This window comes from Methyloligella halotolerans, from assembly GCF_001708935.1.
GTDB classification, from domain to species: Bacteria; Pseudomonadota; Alphaproteobacteria; order Rhizobiales; family Methyloligellaceae; genus Methyloligella; species Methyloligella halotolerans.
On the sequence record NZ_MASI01000001.1, the window covers coordinates 846,271 to 861,618 of the forward strand.

At 63.8% G+C, this 15,348-nt stretch carries 13 protein-coding genes, 1 other RNA gene and 1 pseudogene; 5 read left to right on the forward strand and 10 right to left on the reverse strand.

Features of this window, described 5'->3' with window-relative positions:
- Window positions 1-8: 8 nt before the first annotated feature.
- From ftsL to A7A08_RS04110, 3 genes are read right to left on the reverse strand one after another with little or no spacing between them, the layout of a single operon-like run.
- The gene (gene ftsL, locus A7A08_RS04100) at window positions 9-395 is read right to left on the reverse strand and encodes a cell division protein FtsL (protein WP_069094197.1); all 387 of its coding nucleotides are present in this window, start codon (window positions 393-395) and stop codon (window positions 9-11) included.
- A 56-nt stretch (window positions 396-451) separates the two neighbouring features.
- A complete protein-coding gene (rsmH, locus tag A7A08_RS04105; RefSeq protein WP_425348992.1) occupies window positions 452-1,477 on the reverse strand; it encodes a 16S rRNA (cytosine(1402)-N(4))-methyltransferase RsmH in 1,026 nt (341 codons plus the stop codon).
- Window positions 1,474-1,953 (reverse strand): division/cell wall cluster transcriptional repressor MraZ, encoded by a 480-nt coding sequence (locus tag A7A08_RS04110; RefSeq protein WP_069094198.1) that lies wholly within the window; start codon window positions 1,951-1,953, stop codon window positions 1,474-1,476. Before A7A08_RS04110 ends, rsmH begins: the two co-directional genes overlap by 4 nt.
- A 456-nt stretch (window positions 1,954-2,409) precedes the next feature.
- Between A7A08_RS04110 and A7A08_RS04115 the strand changes: the two genes are divergently transcribed.
- A complete protein-coding gene (locus tag A7A08_RS04115; RefSeq protein WP_169822912.1) occupies window positions 2,410-3,402 on the forward strand; it encodes an alpha/beta fold hydrolase in 993 nt (330 codons plus the stop codon).
- Here A7A08_RS04115 and A7A08_RS04120 read toward each other — a convergent pair.
- On the reverse strand, window positions 3,399-4,322 hold the full coding sequence (locus A7A08_RS04120; RefSeq protein WP_069094200.1) for a LysR substrate-binding domain-containing protein: 924 nt from the start codon (window positions 4,320-4,322) through the stop codon (window positions 3,399-3,401). The genes A7A08_RS04115 and A7A08_RS04120 overlap by 4 nt on opposite strands.
- 120 nt (window positions 4,323-4,442) lie before the next feature.
- On the opposite strand from A7A08_RS04120, the gene katG reads away from it, so the two are divergent.
- The gene (katG, locus tag A7A08_RS04125) at window positions 4,443-6,680 is read left to right on the forward strand and encodes a catalase/peroxidase HPI (protein WP_069094322.1); all 2,238 of its coding nucleotides are present in this window, start codon (window positions 4,443-4,445) and stop codon (window positions 6,678-6,680) included.
- Window positions 6,681-6,876: 196 nt separating this feature from the next.
- Here katG and rnpB read toward each other — a convergent pair.
- An RNA gene (gene rnpB, locus A7A08_RS04130) (RNase P RNA component class A) lies at window positions 6,877-7,284 on the reverse strand.
- Window positions 7,285-7,466: 182 nt separating this feature from the next.
- Here rnpB and A7A08_RS04135 point away from each other — a divergent pair.
- Window positions 7,467-7,730: a hypothetical protein gene (locus A7A08_RS04135; protein ID WP_069094201.1), complete on the forward strand. Its 264-nt coding sequence runs from the start codon at window positions 7,467-7,469 to the stop codon at window positions 7,728-7,730.
- 143 nt (window positions 7,731-7,873) lie between these two features.
- Here the strand turns inward: A7A08_RS04135 and A7A08_RS04140 are convergent, their stop codons facing one another.
- The 3 genes from A7A08_RS04140 to A7A08_RS04150 form a co-directional block, all read right to left on the reverse strand.
- Complete coding sequence (locus A7A08_RS04140; RefSeq protein ID WP_069094202.1) at window positions 7,874-8,644, reverse strand: N-acetylmuramoyl-L-alanine amidase; 771 nt, start codon at window positions 8,642-8,644, stop codon at window positions 7,874-7,876.
- Between the two features lie 60 nt (window positions 8,645-8,704).
- Window positions 8,705-9,421 (reverse strand): TerB family tellurite resistance protein, encoded by a 717-nt coding sequence (locus tag A7A08_RS04145; RefSeq protein ID WP_069094203.1) that lies wholly within the window; start codon window positions 9,419-9,421, stop codon window positions 8,705-8,707.
- 109 nt (window positions 9,422-9,530) lie between these two features.
- The gene (locus A7A08_RS04150; RefSeq protein WP_141693829.1) at window positions 9,531-9,881 is read right to left on the reverse strand and encodes an Asp23/Gls24 family envelope stress response protein; all 351 of its coding nucleotides are present in this window, start codon (window positions 9,879-9,881) and stop codon (window positions 9,531-9,533) included.
- A gap of 167 nt (window positions 9,882-10,048) precedes the next feature.
- Here A7A08_RS04150 and A7A08_RS04155 point away from each other — a divergent pair, with 167 nt between their 5' ends.
- Entirely contained in the window at window positions 10,049-10,579 is a 531-nt protein-coding gene (locus tag A7A08_RS04155) for a gamma carbonic anhydrase family protein (protein WP_069094205.1), read from the forward strand.
- 43 nt (window positions 10,580-10,622) lie between these two features.
- On the opposite strand, the gene A7A08_RS04160 is transcribed toward A7A08_RS04155, so the two are convergent.
- Complete coding sequence (locus A7A08_RS04160; RefSeq protein ID WP_141693830.1) at window positions 10,623-10,994, reverse strand: hypothetical protein; 372 nt, start codon at window positions 10,992-10,994, stop codon at window positions 10,623-10,625.
- Between the two features lie 178 nt (window positions 10,995-11,172).
- On the opposite strand from A7A08_RS04160, the pseudogene A7A08_RS04165 reads away from it, so the two are divergent.
- Window positions 11,173-14,840, forward strand: a pseudogene (locus A7A08_RS04165) (hydantoinase B/oxoprolinase family protein).
- A gap of 118 nt (window positions 14,841-14,958) precedes the next feature.
- Here A7A08_RS04165 and A7A08_RS04170 read toward each other — a convergent pair.
- A complete protein-coding gene (locus tag A7A08_RS04170; RefSeq protein ID WP_069094207.1) occupies window positions 14,959-15,342 on the reverse strand; it encodes a DUF4431 domain-containing protein in 384 nt (127 codons plus the stop codon).
- Window positions 15,343-15,348 lie beyond the last annotated feature (6 nt).

Here is a 15,348-nt window from a genome sequence, read left to right on the forward strand (position 1 = left end):
TCTCCCTGTTATTCGTCGGTGTTCTGCAGCAGCTTCACGTAAGCCGGCACGTCTCCCGACGCGTCCTCCGGAGAGGCAGCTTCGTCGTCGGGCGAGGAGACCGTCAGCTTGCGGTCGAACTCGCCCTGGGAAACCGTATCCAGGGTGAGGAGCTGACGCGGGTCGGCCGCGTGCAGGTTGAGGAATTTCTTGGCCAGTCGCTCGATGCGTGCGGGCCGGTTTAGCAAGCTCCATTCGGCGCGCAGAACGGCAATGGAATCCCGCTCGTCGTCGATCTTCTTGTGAAGGACGGCGATGTCCTGGTCGAGCCCCCTCGCCTCGTACTTCACCTCGTAGATCACGTAGGCCAAGGCGACGAGGCCGAGCAGCAGACAGATATTGACGAAACGCAGCATCGGGCGAACCAACCGAACAATTCGAGACGAATTTTACCGACCCTAACCCCAAGCCCTTAAGCAGGTGTTGCGAGGGCCGGCAAACCAAGTGCGGCAAGATCGACCGGTTGGGCCGGTGCCTGGGTGCGGATCCCGGCTCTGAGCCGTGCAGAGCGGGACCTGGGATTGTCGCGGATTTCCTGCTTCGAGGGCCCGAGCGGCTTTCTGCCGAGGAGATCGAAACTCGGCGCCGGTCCCGTCTCGCCGGTATCGGGGAGATGGCGCGAACCTTTCGGCTCCGGCTTGCTTCTCGTAGCGAAGAATCGCTTGGCGATCCTGTCCTCCAGGGAATGGAAGGTAACGACGACCAGCCTGCCGCCCGGCGCAAGCAGCCGCTCGGCGGCAGCGAGGCCTTCGGCCAGCTCCGCCAGCTCGCTGTTCAGATAGAGGCGCAGGGCCTGAAACGTCCGGGTGGCCGGGTGCTTCGCCTCATCGCGCTTCCGGCCCAGAACCTTCTCGACAATGTCGGCGAGCTGACCGGTGCGGGTGATCGCGGCTTCGGCGCGCGCCGCGACGATGGCCTTTGCGATGGCCCGGGAACGGCGCTCTTCTCCAAGCTGGAACAGGATGTCGGCGAGGGTCTTTTCGGATTGCTCGTTGACGATATCGGCCGCCGTCGGACCCGATGCCCCCATGCGCATATCGAGGGGACCGTCCTGCATGAAGGAGAAGCCGCGCTCGGCTTCGTCGAGCTGCATGGAGGATACGCCCAGATCCAGCACGACGCCGTTTACGGCCTTGATATCAAGGGCCTCGGCGATCGCCTCCATCTCGGCGAAGCGGCCGAGGGTAAGCTTCAGCCGGCCAGGAAACTCTTCCGCGAGCTCCTCTCCGCCGACAACGGCGCGAGGATCGCGATCGATGGCGACGACGCTGCAGTCGGAAGAGTCCAGTATCGCGCGGGTATAGCCGCCGGCGCCGAAGGTGCCGTCGATGATCGTTTCACCGCTGGTGGGATTGAGGGTCTCGACCACTTCCGAAAGCATCACGGGAATGTGGCGAGCCAGTCCGCCAGCGGCTCTATCGCCGCGGCTCGCCATCATTCCCGTGTACTCGCAGGTCCGCCGTCTTTGTGCCCCGCGCCGAGTAAATTCCGCAGATCGCGCGCTTGCCGCTGCGACTCCGCCATGTACTCCTTGAACTGGGCCGGCTCCCACATCTGAAATTTGGGACCCATGCCTACGAAGGTAACCGCGTCCTCGATACCGGCATGCACGCGCAGGCGCTCCGGTATGATGGTGCGACCGTCCCCATCGACAGAGAGTTTGTCACTCGTTCCGTAGAGTGCGGTCGCCAGGTAATCGTGCTCGTCCGAATACGGCGCGAGCTCGCCGATGAGCTTGTCGATCTGATCGACCAGTCGCTGACCTCCGCCATCGAGCGCGGGCCGGTCGAGCGACGGGTAGCAGTAAATCCCGTCGAACCCTTCTTGAGCGAGGATGGTGCGGAAGGAGGCAGGAACGGAAACACGCCCCTTGCTGTCGATCCGATTGGTGAAGGACGAAACAAAACTGTCCATCTCCCCCTCTTGGTCCTCAGCGACGCGGTGACTTCGGGACTTGGAACTGAGCCGAGGTGGGCTACCCGTTTCTGAAGGCTATGAGAGCTGGGAGGAGCAGCGCGTTCCTCGTGGCCTAAGGATGCTGCCGGCCCCTCCCAACCTCATTACCGAACGGGCAATGATGGGATAGCATGGGATTTCATGGGCGTCAATGGTAAACGATGGGTAAATTGCGGATTCTTGCGGGTTCAACGCGGGCGATCTGGCCGCATTCCAATTGGCGGTGCAGCCCCGGTTTGGTCCAAATGATTTGGCGGGATGAGGCGAACAGGGGTATTGAGGGTCGCTGCCGCTCCCCGAGGATCGGCAATCGAGACTCAATGGCTTCGCAGGGTGGCTTGCGGACGCAAGCGAACGGGATCGTCACCGACGATTGGACTTTGGCAGGTGAGCACGGCCAAGACGTTTCCAGGCATGTTTCGAAAGCTCGTTGCCGCGACCGCGACCATCGCGGTGTGGGCGGCGGCCGCGTGCAGCATGACGGGATGCGGCACGGTGTACGGCATGGCTGAAGCATCGCCCCAGGCCGGCGGATATGCGCGGCTCGGTCCGCCGGATGCGCCGGTGCGGCTATTCTACAGCGATACCGGAAAGGGCTCGCCGCTTCTGCTCATCCACGGCTTCGGCTCGAGCACCTATACCTGGAAGAACATCCTTCCCGAACTCTCCCGCGACCATCGGGTCATCGCTGTCGACATGAAGGGGTTCGGCCAGTCGGACAAGCCCTATGACGAGCACTATTCGGCCATGGATCAGGCTGAGCTGCTGGCGGAGCTGATCGAGCGGGAGAACCTGCACGACATCACGCTGGTCGGCCATTCCTTCGGCGGCGGTGTGGCGCTGGCGTTGGCACTTCAGGCCGACGGCCGACTCAAGGGCCGCATCTCCAAGCTGGTGCTGATCGATACGGTCGCCTACCCGCAAAAGGTGCCGGTGTTCTTCAAGCTGCTCGCGGTGCCCGGTCTTTCCCATCTCAGCGTGCGCATGGTGCCGGCCAGCCTGCAGGCCTCGGTGGCATTGAAGCTCGCCTATTACGATGAGACCAAGATCACCGAGGAGACGGTGGAGGCGTATTCCGCTCCGCTGAAGACGGCCGCGGGCAAGCACGCGATCATTCACAGCGCCCGCCAGATCGTGCCGCCGGACCTCGATGAGATCTCCGCACGCTACGCGACGATCCAACTGCCGACGCTGATCATGTGGTGCGACCACGACAAGATCGTGCCCATGGATATCGGGCTGAAGCTGCGGCGGAACATTCCCAATTCGGACTTCCAGCTCGTGAAGGCCTGCGGCCACATCCCCCAGGAAGAGCAGCCGGAACAGACGCTCCAGATCCTCGACAACTTCCTGAACGGCAGAAATCAAGCGGCGCTCGGCCAAGCCTCCACCACCGTGCACCGCTAGCCGGCGGCGCGCCGCCTGTCGGGTACCGTGCCGTAGTCCCGCCACGTCTCCTTCAGCAGCAAGCCGAGCTTACGCATCTGCGGCTTCCGGGGCGAGGTCGCCCGCCAGGTGAGGCCGATGGTACGCGAGGGCTCCGGCGTCTTGAAGCGGAGCAGCCTGAGCCCGCTTTGCGGCCTGACCTCCGCCTGGACGGCGATCTCCGGCACGAGGGTCGTGCCGTAGCCGCTGGCGACCATCTGCAGCAAGGTGGCCAGGCTGGTGGCGCCGAAACGGCGCATGGCCGCCGGCTGGGCGGCGCTGCACAGGGCCAACGCCTGATCGCGCAGGCAATGCCCCTCCTCCAGGAGGAGAAGCTGCTCGGACTGAAGATCCTCCAGGCGCAGCGACCGGCGTGGCTCGGTCTCGTCTCCCGTCACGAAGAGGAATCGGTCTTCGAAGAGCGGCATGGATTCGAGGGACGTATCGGGTATCGGCAGAGCGAGAATGGCGGCATCGAGATCGCCGGCCAGCAAACCTTCTATCAGAGTCTCGGTGCGGGTCTCGTGCAGGCGAAGCTCAAGCTTCGGATATTGCCTTTGCAGCCGTGGCAGCACCGTCGGCAGGAAATACGGCCCCACGGTCGGAATGACCCCAAGGGTGAGGCTGGTGCCGAAATCGCTGCGCCGCTCGGCGGCGTAATCGGTGAGATCGCGCACCTGGAGAAGAATCGCCTCGGCCCGCCGGGCGATTTCCCGCCCTTCCCCGGTCAGCCGGATCTCGCGATGGGTGCGCTCCACCAGCGCAACGCCAAGCTCCTTCTCCAGCTCCTTGATCTGCATGCTCAAGGCCGGCTGAGACACTGCACAGGCGACGGCCGCGCGGCCGAAATGGCCGTGCTGGGACAGCGCGCGCAGGTAGCGCAATTGGCGGAGCGTCAGCATTATAAGCTCAGCTTATCATACTCTACTCGAAATCCAATTTGAACTTATGGCACGAGCCCTTCACATTGCGGGCCTAGGGATGATGAGGACCACTCACGGAAACTAACTACGGAGAGTATGATGGACGCGAAAGTCGACAAATCGGGCGGCTGCCCGGTGGCCCACGGGATCACCAATATAGGCATGCGCTCGAACCGCGACTGGTGGCCGAACCAGCTGAATCTTAGGATTCTCAGCCAAAATTCGGCCAAGACCGATCCGATGGGCGAGGACTTCAACTACGCCGAAGCGTTCAAGTCGCTCGACCTGAAAGCGGTCAAGGACGATCTCTATGCCCTGATGACCGACAGCCAGGAATGGTGGCCCGCCGATTTCGGCCATTACGGCGGCCTCTTCATCCGCATGGCGTGGCACAGCGCCGGCACCTACCGCACGGCCGATGGCCGCGGCGGCGGCGGCACGGGCACTCAGCGCTTTGCGCCCCTGAACAGCTGGCCCGATAACGGCAATCTCGACAAGGCGCGCCGCCTGCTTTGGCCGATCAAGCAGAAATACGGCAACAAGCTCTCCTGGGCCGACCTGTTCATCCTGGCCGGCAACTGCGCCATCGAATCCATGGGCGGCAAGATGATCGGATTTGCCGGTGGCCGCGAGGACATCTACGAGCCGGAAGAGGACATCTATTGGGGCGCCGAGGACGAGTGGCTCGCCAATTCCGACCATGCCCAGGCCCGCTATTCGGGCGACCGCGAGCTTGAGAACCCCCTCGCCGCCGTGCAGATGGGCCTGATCTACGTGAACCCGGAAGGCCCCGACGGGCAGCCGGACCCTCTCGCCTCGGCCAAGGACATCCGCGAGACCTTCGCGCGCATGGCCATGAACGATTACGAGACGGTCGCGCTGACCGCAGGCGGTCACACGTTCGGCAAGACCCACGGCGCCGGTCCTGTGGACCAGGTCGGCCCCGAGCCCGAGGCGGAGTCGATCGAAGCGATGGGCTTCGGCTGGCTTTCGACCTGGAAGAGCGGCAAGGGCAGCGACTCCATCACCAGCGGTCTGGAAGGCGCCTGGACGACCAATCCCACCCAGTGGGACATGGGCTATTTCGACCTTCTATTCGGCTATGAGTGGGAGCTCGGCCAGAGCCCGGCCGGCGCGTGGCAGTGGCACGCGAAGGATCTGAAGGAAGAGGACATGGCGCCCGACGCTTCCGATCCCGGCAAGCGCGTGCCGCTCATGATGTCGACCGCCGACATGGCGATGAAGATGGACCCGGACTACGAGAAGATCGCCCGGCACTTCCACGCCAACCCGGAAGAGTTCGCAGATGCGTTCGCGCGGGCCTGGTTCAAGCTGACCCATCGCGATATGGGTCCGAAGTCCCGGTATCTCGGCGCGGAAGTTCCGGAAGAGGACTTCATCTGGCAGGACCCGATCCCGCCGGTCGATCATGCGCTCATCGACGATGGAGATGTCGCCAATCTGAAGGCGAAGATCCTCGAGTCGGGCCTTTCCATCCCGCAGCTCGTCAAGACGGCGTGGGCCTCGGCCTCCACCTTCCGCGGCTCCGACATGCGCGGCGGCGCCAACGGCGCTCGCATCCGGCTGGCGCCCCAAAAGGATTGGGAGGTCAACGAGCCTGAGGAGCTGGGCAAGGTCCTCGGCATCTACGAAGGCATCCAGCAGGATTTCAACGCCTCCGCTTCCGGCGGCAAGAAGGTCTCGCTCGCCGATCTCATCGTGCTCGGCGGCTGCGCTGGCGTCGAAGAGGCCGCTAAGAAGGCCGGTCAGCATGTAACCGTGCCCTTCACCCCCGGCCGCATGGACGCGACCGAGGAGCAGACGGATGCAGAGTCGTTCGACGTGCTCGAGCCGATGGCAGACGGCTTCCGGAACTATCAGAAGGCCAGATACACGGTCTCGACGGAAGAGCTGCTCATCGACAAGGCGCAGCTCCTGACGCTGACGGCACCGGAGATGACGGTTCTGCTGGGCGGCATGCGGGCGATGAAGGCGACCTACGGCTCCACCCAGCATGGCGTGTTCACCGACCGTCCCGAAACCCTGACCAACGACTTCTTCGTCAACGTGCTCGACATGGCGACCGAGTGGAAGCCGACGGATGAGGACGAGGAGATGTTCGAAGGGCGCGACCGCAAAACCGGCGCGATCAAATGGACCGCCACGCGGGCCGATCTGATCTTCGGCTCCAACTCGCAGCTGCGAGCGCTGGCCGAGGTCTACGGACAGCAGGACGCCAAGGAGAAGTTCGTGCGCGACTTCGTGGCGGCCTGGGCCAAGGTGATGGATGCCGACCGCTTCGATCTCGCAAGATCCGAAGAGAAGGCAGCCGCGTAGAAATCATAAAGAAGCGCGCTCTAGAGGCGCCGCAAGCGGAGTCGCGGCTCACGCTGTTCGGCGATAAAAACCTCTAGAGAATTGGCCGGTGCGGGACTTACCTCCCCACCGGCCTTTTTTATGCGCCGTCGCGCAACCCGCTCGCCTGTGAGAAACTGGCGGCCGGCGGAGGGGATCGCCCTCACGCCGGCCTTATCATGTCAGGAAGCCTGTAAGCCGGGTTCTGTACCGCTTTCGCGGCGATGGCCATTCATCTGGGACGTACGTTGCCGCACGCCTCGAGCAACCAACCCGGGCGGCTGGTCTGGAAGCGGACCTGACGAGCCAGAGCTCTTCACGCCGCCCCTATTTGGTCTTGCTCCCGGTGGGGTTTACCGTGCCGCGGCCGTTGCCGGCGCGCGCGGTGCGCTCTTACCGCACCCTTTCACCCTTACCCTGCTTCTCCGTCTGACGACGGCTTCGCAGGGCGGTTTGCTTTCTGTGGCACTTTCCCTGGGGTCGCCCCCGCCGGAGGTTATCCGGCACCGTGCTTTCCATGGAGCCCGGACTTTCCTCTCCGCCTGACGAAATACTCACGAGGCAGAGCGGCCATCCGGCTTTCTGACAGCTCTAATAAGGGCTTGAGGCCGGTTGCCGTCAAGTTAAGGAAGGCCGCGCCGGCCAGCGCCGCTCACGGGCTCCTCACGCATTGTTTGGATGTTGTGAGAAGCGCTCCGCGCGCGATGCCATTATTGTCGCTCCAGCTCGACCCTCCGAGCAGCACCCCGGTACGCTGAGGAGCACACAATGCAGGCTTACGTCACCACCGCAGTCGCATATGCGCTGCTCCTCGGCACCACCGTTCTGGCGACCGCCGATATGCTGAAATATGACGGGATGTGCGCCATGGGCCTGGCCTCGGGCAAGACAATCCAGACCAACTGCAACATCAGCGAAGAGATCGCCGGAATGCACTACTGCTTCGGCAGCGAAGAGGCGAAGGCCAAGTTCATGGAAACCCCGGAGCCCAACATCGCCAAGGCCGAGAAGTTCTACCAGAGCCTCGAATAGCGGTCTCCGCGACACAGATTTCAACCGAGCAAAGTGCGGCTTCCCCCAAGGCCGCCTTTCGGGCAAGGGCTCGCCCCCCTAGCCTCCGTCCAGGCGGGCCCTTGCCACCCCTTCGCGCTTTCAGAGTGCCCGCGCGCCGGCGACTATTTCCCCGGGGCGGTGTCGAGGAGGTGGCGCAGGGTCTCCAGAGTCGAGTTGTCGGCCCGACCGTCGATGCGCGCGGGACGGAAGTGGCGCTGGAACGCCGTCACGACATTCTCGAGCCCCCGCCCGTACGTGCTGGTGATCTCCACCCCATAGCCATAGGCGCCGAGCGCTTCCTGCAGCTCCTGGACGCGGGCGCCCTCGTCGCCCGTCTCCATGCCGCGATCGTCGCCGATGGCCGCGGGCTCGACCCAGTGGCCGATGCCGGCGGCGTGGAGCCGGCCCCAGTCGAAGGTCTCGCCGGGATCCTGCTTTCGCGTGGGGGCGATATCAGAGTGGGCGAGTACCCGCGTGGCGGGGATCGCATGGCGGGTCAGGATCTCGCGGCAGAGGGCTTCGACAGCCTGCATCTGGATGTCCGGATAAGCCGGCAGCTCTCCGGACTCTCCTTTGGCCGGGTGACCCGTATTGTGGATCTCGATGCCGATGGAGCAGGAGTTCAGATCGGTCTCGCCGGCCCAGAGGCTTTGGCCGGCGTGCCATGCGCGCAGTTCCTCCGGCACCATCTGGGTGATCCGGCCGTTCTCATCGATGAGATAATGGGCTGAAACCTTGGACTCTTCGGTCGTCAGCCAGTCCAGGGCCTCCTGGGCCGTCGGCATGCCCGTGTAATGGAGAAGGAGCATGTCGGGCGTGCGGCCGTCGCGGCGTGGCTCGACATTGGGCGATGGGCGCCACGCGGCAAGCGCGCTGTCGGGTGCACCGGTCATGAGCGCCCTGCTCTTCCAGAAACTGGCAGAAGGAAAGCCAAGCTAGATGCGCCGCTACTCTTAGATGCGCCGTTCTTTGGCGATGGCATCGTAGGATTCGTTGATCGCCGCGAGCTTCTCGGTGGCGATATTGATGAACTCCGGCGGCACACCGCGGGCCAGCAGCTTGTCGGGATGGTTGTCGGAGACGAGCTTCCGGTAGTGGGCCTTCAGGGCATCGTTGCCGATGCTCGGATCGACGCCGAGGACCTCGTAAGGATTGCGCCGCTCGGCCACGACATGGCGGGCCCTGATGTAATCGAAATGGCTTTCGGAGAAGCCGAAGCGCTTGGCGACCTGGCGGAGGAAGTTCTCCTCCCGCGGATGGACGGCGCTGTCGGCCTTGGCGATGTGGAACAGACCTTCCAGCACATCTTCCAAAAGCTTCTGGTTGCCCTTGAACATGGCAGCCAGCTGCTCGGCGTAGGCCTCGTAGCCGGACACGTCCTGCTTGGCCAAGTTGAAGACGCGGGCGACGTTCTTCATCTCGCCCTCGGGCACCTTGAAGACTTCCTTGAACGCCGTCACCTCATCCATGGTGACGACGCCGTCAGCCTTGGCCATCTTGGCGCCGAGCGCGATGACGCCGACCGTGAAGGCGACCTGATTTTCAGCCGGGGTTTCCTCTTCTTCGCGATCGATCGCGAAGTGGCCCGCGACGCCGCCCAGAAGCGCGCCGATCGGACCGCCGATGGCCAGCCCCGCCGCGGCGCCGGCCAATTTCCCCCAAATAGACATGGGTCTCCCCCAAGATCACATTCGCTCAAGCACAACTTTGCTGAAGCATAAGGCTTTTTGCCTGCCACCGCATCGACGTTTTTGCCCCACGGGGCAGGCCTCTAGGGCACTACTCTTGAGAGGCGCCAGACGTTCCCCGGCTGGGATTGCCGAAGATGGAGAGGGTCGGCTGATCGACGTCCAGACCGGCTCTCAGACGACGCTCGACATGGATCGAGCGGAAAAGACACCAGACGAAAAGCCAAAGGGTGATGGCGCCGATGAGGCCCCCGGTGACCCAGAGGTAGGTCTCGCCGAAATTGAACAGGCCGCCTGCCGCAACGGCGAAGGCCTCGAAGACCAGTCCGAAGGAGATGGCGAGGCAAATGGCGGCGCTCAGCGCGGTGACGAAGATCGCCAGCGGGTTGTCGCTGCCGCGCTTGGCAATCGGATGCTCGGGGGTATCGGCTCTGGTGCTCATGTCGGATGCTTTCGGCGCGCCGTTCGCGAAGAACGTGCCATTCATGAAGAATATATCCGCCTGGGTCTTAGCGAGGGCGGCCCAAGCTTACAAGCCCTCTCGCGATTCCCGCACCATTTGGGTTAGAAGCGGGCTTGATTTTGAAGCTGCACGGCAGAGGAGCATTCATGGCGATCTACGAGCTCGACGGCATCAGCCCCGAATTCCCCGAAGACGGTCTTTACTGGGTGGCCGAGACGGCGACCGCGGTCGGCAAGATCCGAATGAAGTCGGACACCAGCATCTGGTGGGGCTCGGTGCTGCGCGGCGACAACGAGTGGATCGAGATCGGGGAGCGCTCGCAGATCCAGGACAATTCGACGGTGCATACGGATCCCGGCTTCCCGGTCACCATCGGCAAGGACTGCGTGATCGGACATAACGTCGTGCTGCATGGCTGCACCATCGGCGACAACAGCCTGATCGGGATGGGCGCCATCGTCCTGAACGGCGCGAAGATCGGTAGGAACTGTCTGGTCGGCGCGGGCGCGCTGGTGACCGAAGGGAAGGAGTTTCCCGATAATTCGGTGATCCTCGGCGCCCCGGCCAAGCAAGTGCGCGAGGCAGACGACAAGACTCGCGAGATGATTGCGCGGGGCGCCGACGTTTATGTGCGCCGCTGGAAGCAGTATGCGAAGGGCTGCAAGCGGATCGACTGAGGGGCGAAAAGAGGCCGGTCACGGCCGGCCTCCCCTCGTTGAACTACTCCACCCGCGTCTCGCGCTCGCTCGTCTCCGGCATCGCGAACTTGCGATAAACGACGAGGCTCCGAGCGCTCATCACCTGGACCAGCACGATGACGACAAGAAGCACGCCCGTCTTCTGGGCCAGCATGGTGACCCCGTCCCGCACAGTCTCGGGCTCGCCGCCAAGCGGGAGGGTCACCAGGACAAAGCCGGCGCAGAGGGCGTAGAACCGGAGCACGAGCTGGTTCGCGACGGAGTCCGCAAGTCCCGGCCGGTCGACGGTGTATTCGGCGAGCAGATCCCACCAGCTCCGATAGAGATGGCGGCCGGCAACCAGAATCAGAACCAGGCTGATCGAAAGGTATAAGCCGTCGGCTAGGGCCAGCATCTCCATTCTCCTGTCATTAGAAGGATACCTTGCTTTAGTTATGCTCAGAACGACTATAAGTCAATTGAGCAGCTGCTGACAGAGTGTCGCAGGGGATGCCGGGCGCAAGACCCGGATCGTTGCGCAAAATTCCGCTTTGCGGCTTTGCATCGCGGCGGGAGCTGTTTAACTCAGGCCGATGACATCGCGCGGCAAATGGCAGTTCTTCATCGACCGGGGCGGCACCTTCACGGATATCGTGGCCCGCACGCCCGACGGATCGCTGGTCACGGCGAAACTGCTGTCGGAGAACCCCGAGGCCTATAAGGACGCGGCGATCGCCGGCATCGCCGACATCATGGGCGTGCCGCGGGACGAGCCGCTTCCCACCGAACAGATCGAGAGCGTGAAGATGGGGACGACCGTCGCCACCAATGCGCTGCTCGAGCGGAAGGGCGACCGCGTTCTGCTGCTCACCAGCGAAGGCTTCGCCGATGCGCTGGAGATCGGATATCAGGCGCGGCCCAAGATCTTCGCGCTGAAGATCGAAAAGCCGTCGATGCTATACGCGAAGGTCGCCGCCCTGCCCGAACGGGTGCGGGCCGACGGCACGGTGGAAACGCCGCTCGACATAGACGCGACGCGGGAGGCGCTCGAAGCGGCCAAGGCGGACGGGATCAACGCCGTCGCCATCCTGTTCATGCATTCCTATGCCCATCCCGCTCATGAACGCAAAGCGGCCGAACTGGCGCGGGAGTTGGGGTACGGCCAAGTCTCAGCCAGTCACGACGTCAGCCCGCTGGTGAAGCTGGTGGGGCGCGGCGACACCGCCGTGGTGGATGCCTATCTCTCCCCCCTACTCCGTCGCTACGTGGCGCAAGTCGCGGAGGCGCTGGATGCCAAGCCGGCCTCTTCCGAGGAGCAGGAAGGCCCGCGGCTGCTCTTCATGCAGTCTTCAGGAGGGCTGACTTCGGCGGGGCTGTTCCAGGGCAAGGACGCGATCCTGTCCGGGCCCGCAGGCGGGGTGATCGGCGCGGTGGAGACGGCGAAAATCGCCGGCTACGACCAGGTGATCGGCTTCGACATGGGCGGCACCTCCACCGATGTCTGCCATTACGACGGCGCCTATGAACGCAGCTTCGACAGCGAGGTGGCCGGCGTGCGGGTCCGCGCGCCCATGATGCTGGTGCATACGGTGGCGGCAGGGGGCGGCTCGATCCTCACTTATGACGGGGCGCGTTTCCGGGTAGGGCCGGAGTCTGCCGGCGCCGATCCGGGCCCGACCTGCTATCGCCGCAGCGGACCGCTGACCATCACCGATGCCAACGTGATGACGGGCAAGCTGCTGCCGGATTACTTCCCGAAGATCTTCGGCCCCGGTCAGGACGAAGCGCTCGACACGGAAGCGGTGCGTGCGAAATTCGCCGAGCTGGCCGAACGAGTGGGGGACGGTCGCAGCGCCGAAGCCATCGCCGAAGGCTTCATCCGCATTGGGGTGGAGAACATGGCGAATGCCATCAAGACCATCTCGGTGCAACGCGGCCACGATGTCAGCGGCTACTTGCTCAACTGCTTCGGCGGCGCCGGCGGGCAGCATGGCTGCCTGGTGGCGGACGCGCTCGGCATCGAAGCTGTGCTGATCCACCCGTTCTCGGGTCTGCTATCGGCCTACGGCATCGGGCTGGCGGAGGTGCGCGCCGACCGGACCCATGCAGTGCTGGAGGCGCTCGATGCGGACGGCTTGCGCAAGGCATACGAGATCGCCGGCGACCTCAGGGACGAGGCTGTGAACGAGCTGCTGGAGCAAGGCTTGGCGGCTGAAAATGTACGCGTCACCTATAAGCTGCAGCTCCGTTATCTCGGAACGGACAGTTCCCTGGAGGTGGAGGCGCCGGCCGCCCCTAAAGATAGGAAAAGCGGAATCATTTCAGAGTCCGAGGACGGGTCGATTGAAAAACTGATTCACGCCTTCGAAGCCGCCCATCGCATGCGGTTCGGATTCGTCAGCCCCGAAAAGCCCATCGAGATCGAGGCGATCGAGGTGGAAGCGGAAGGCGGCGGCGGCAAGCGCGACGAGCCGAGCCTGGAAGCGACCGACGCCAAGCTGCCCCAGCCCGAAACGACGACTTCCGTCTTCACCGGCGGGGGCTGGCAGGACACGCCGGTCTATCGCCGCCACCAACTGAAACCCGGCCAGTCGCTGCCCGGTCCGGCGCTTATCATCGAGGACCATCAGACCGTCGTGGTGGAGCCCGGCTGGCAGGCACAGCTGACCGTGAAAGATCATCTGCTGCTGACCAAGGTCGCCAAGTCGGGCGGCGAGGAGATCGGCACGAAGGCCGATCCCGTCATGCTGGAGGTGTTCAACAACCTCTTCACCTCGGTGGCCGAGCAGATGGGCTACGCGCTGCAGAACACGGCGCGGTCGGTGAACATCAAGGAGCGGCTCGACTTCTCCTGCGCGATCTTCGATTGCGACGGCGGGCTGGTGGCGAACGCGCCCCATATCCCGGTGCACCTCGGCTCCATGGACCGGAGCGTGGAGACGGTGATCCGGGAGATCGGCGACCGGCTGAAGCCCGGCGACGTCTATATGCTGAACGCGCCGTATAACGGCGGCACCCATCTGCCCGACATCACGGTTGTGACGCCGGTCTTCGATGAGGCCGGCAAAGAAATTCTCTTCTACGTGGCAAGCCGCGGGCATCACTCGGATGTGGGCGGCATCGCGCCGGGCTCCATGAGCCCCAACGCGACGACCATCGAGGAAGAAGGGATCTATATCGATCCGTTCAAGCTGGTAGCGGACGGCGCCTTCCTCGAGGAGGACGTGCAGCGTTTGCTTAGCGATGCCCCCTACCCCGCGCGCAATCCGGATCAGAATATCGCCGACCTCATGGCCCAAGTTGCAGCGAACGAGAAGGGCGTGCAGGAGCTCCGCAAGCTCGCCGGTCATTTCGGCCTCGACGTCGTGCAGGCCTATATGGGCCATGTGCAGGACAATGCCGCACAAAGCGTCGAACAGGTGATCGCCAAGCTGGAGCCCGGCGAATTCTCGGTTCAGACCGATCAGGGAAGCGTCATTAAAGTAGCGATCTCGGTGGACCGGGAAGAGCGGCGCGCGACGGTCGACTTTGCAGGCACGAGCGCGCAGCAGCCGGACAATTTCAACGCGCCCGAGCCGATCACCCGCGCTGCGGTGCTCTATGTCTTCCGCACGCTAGTGGACGACGACATCCCGCTCAATTCAGGTTGCCTCCGGCCGATCGAGATCGTCGTTCCCGACGGCTCCATGCTGAAGCCCGTCTACCCGGCTGCCGTGGTGGCGGGAAATGTAGAGACCAGCCAGCAGATCGTGAACTGCCTCTATGGCGCGCTCGGACTCCTGGGGTCCGCTCAAGGCACGATGAACAATCTCACCTTCGGCAATTCGCGTTATCAGTATTACGAGACCATCTGTTCCGGCGCGCGGCGGGGCCGGATTTCGATGGGGCCGCGGCCGTGCAAACCCACATGACGAATTCGCGGCTGACGGACCCGGAAGTGCTGGAGCTGCGCTATCCGGTGCTGCTGGAGGAGTTCTCCATCCGCCGCGGTTCCGGCGGCAAGGGAAAGCACAGCGCGGGCGACGGGACGAAGCGGGTAATCCGCTTCCTTGAGGAGATGGATTGCGCGATCCTGTCGGGGGCGCGGACGGTGCCGCCCTTCGGCGTGGACGGCGGCGCCCCTGGCGACACGGGGGAGAACGCCGTCCGCCGAAACTCCGGCGATATCGAATCCTTACGCGCTTGCGATCAGACGGTGCTTGCGCCCGGCGAGGCCATCGTCATCAAGACGCCGACCGGCGGCGGCTTCGGGAAAGCGTAAAATAGGAGCGTCAATTGCCCGAGGCGCCGGAACGGGCGCTTCGAAGGCTGCCGGCGTCCACTAAGACCAACCCTATGCGGAAGCGTCAGAGCGTATTGCCCCAGCCAAGAGATCGAGATCAAGGCGTCTGGACGGCTTCGACCTCCATGACGATCGGCGCGTGATGATGCACGGTCATCGCTCCGAAGGGGGTGCCGAGCACGAGCACCTCCTTGCCCACGGCGCCCTGAAGCTTGGCATGGGTCTCGTCGTCCGCGCCGAAGATATGGACGGTCATGGCCGTATCGATCTGATCGTTCTCGTCGTCGCCCGTCAGACATTCGGGTGCTTCGAGGTTCAGGATCAAGGCCGACTCGGGCCGGCCGGCGGCATCTTCGAATTCACCGGCGGAGATGACGCCGATCAGCGTTTCATCGCCCCCCGCCTTCAGGCATCTGTCGGCGAAAGCCGGGCTGGCGACAAGGCAGACTGCGGCGACGGCAAGTGCAAATGTCAAACGCATGGAACC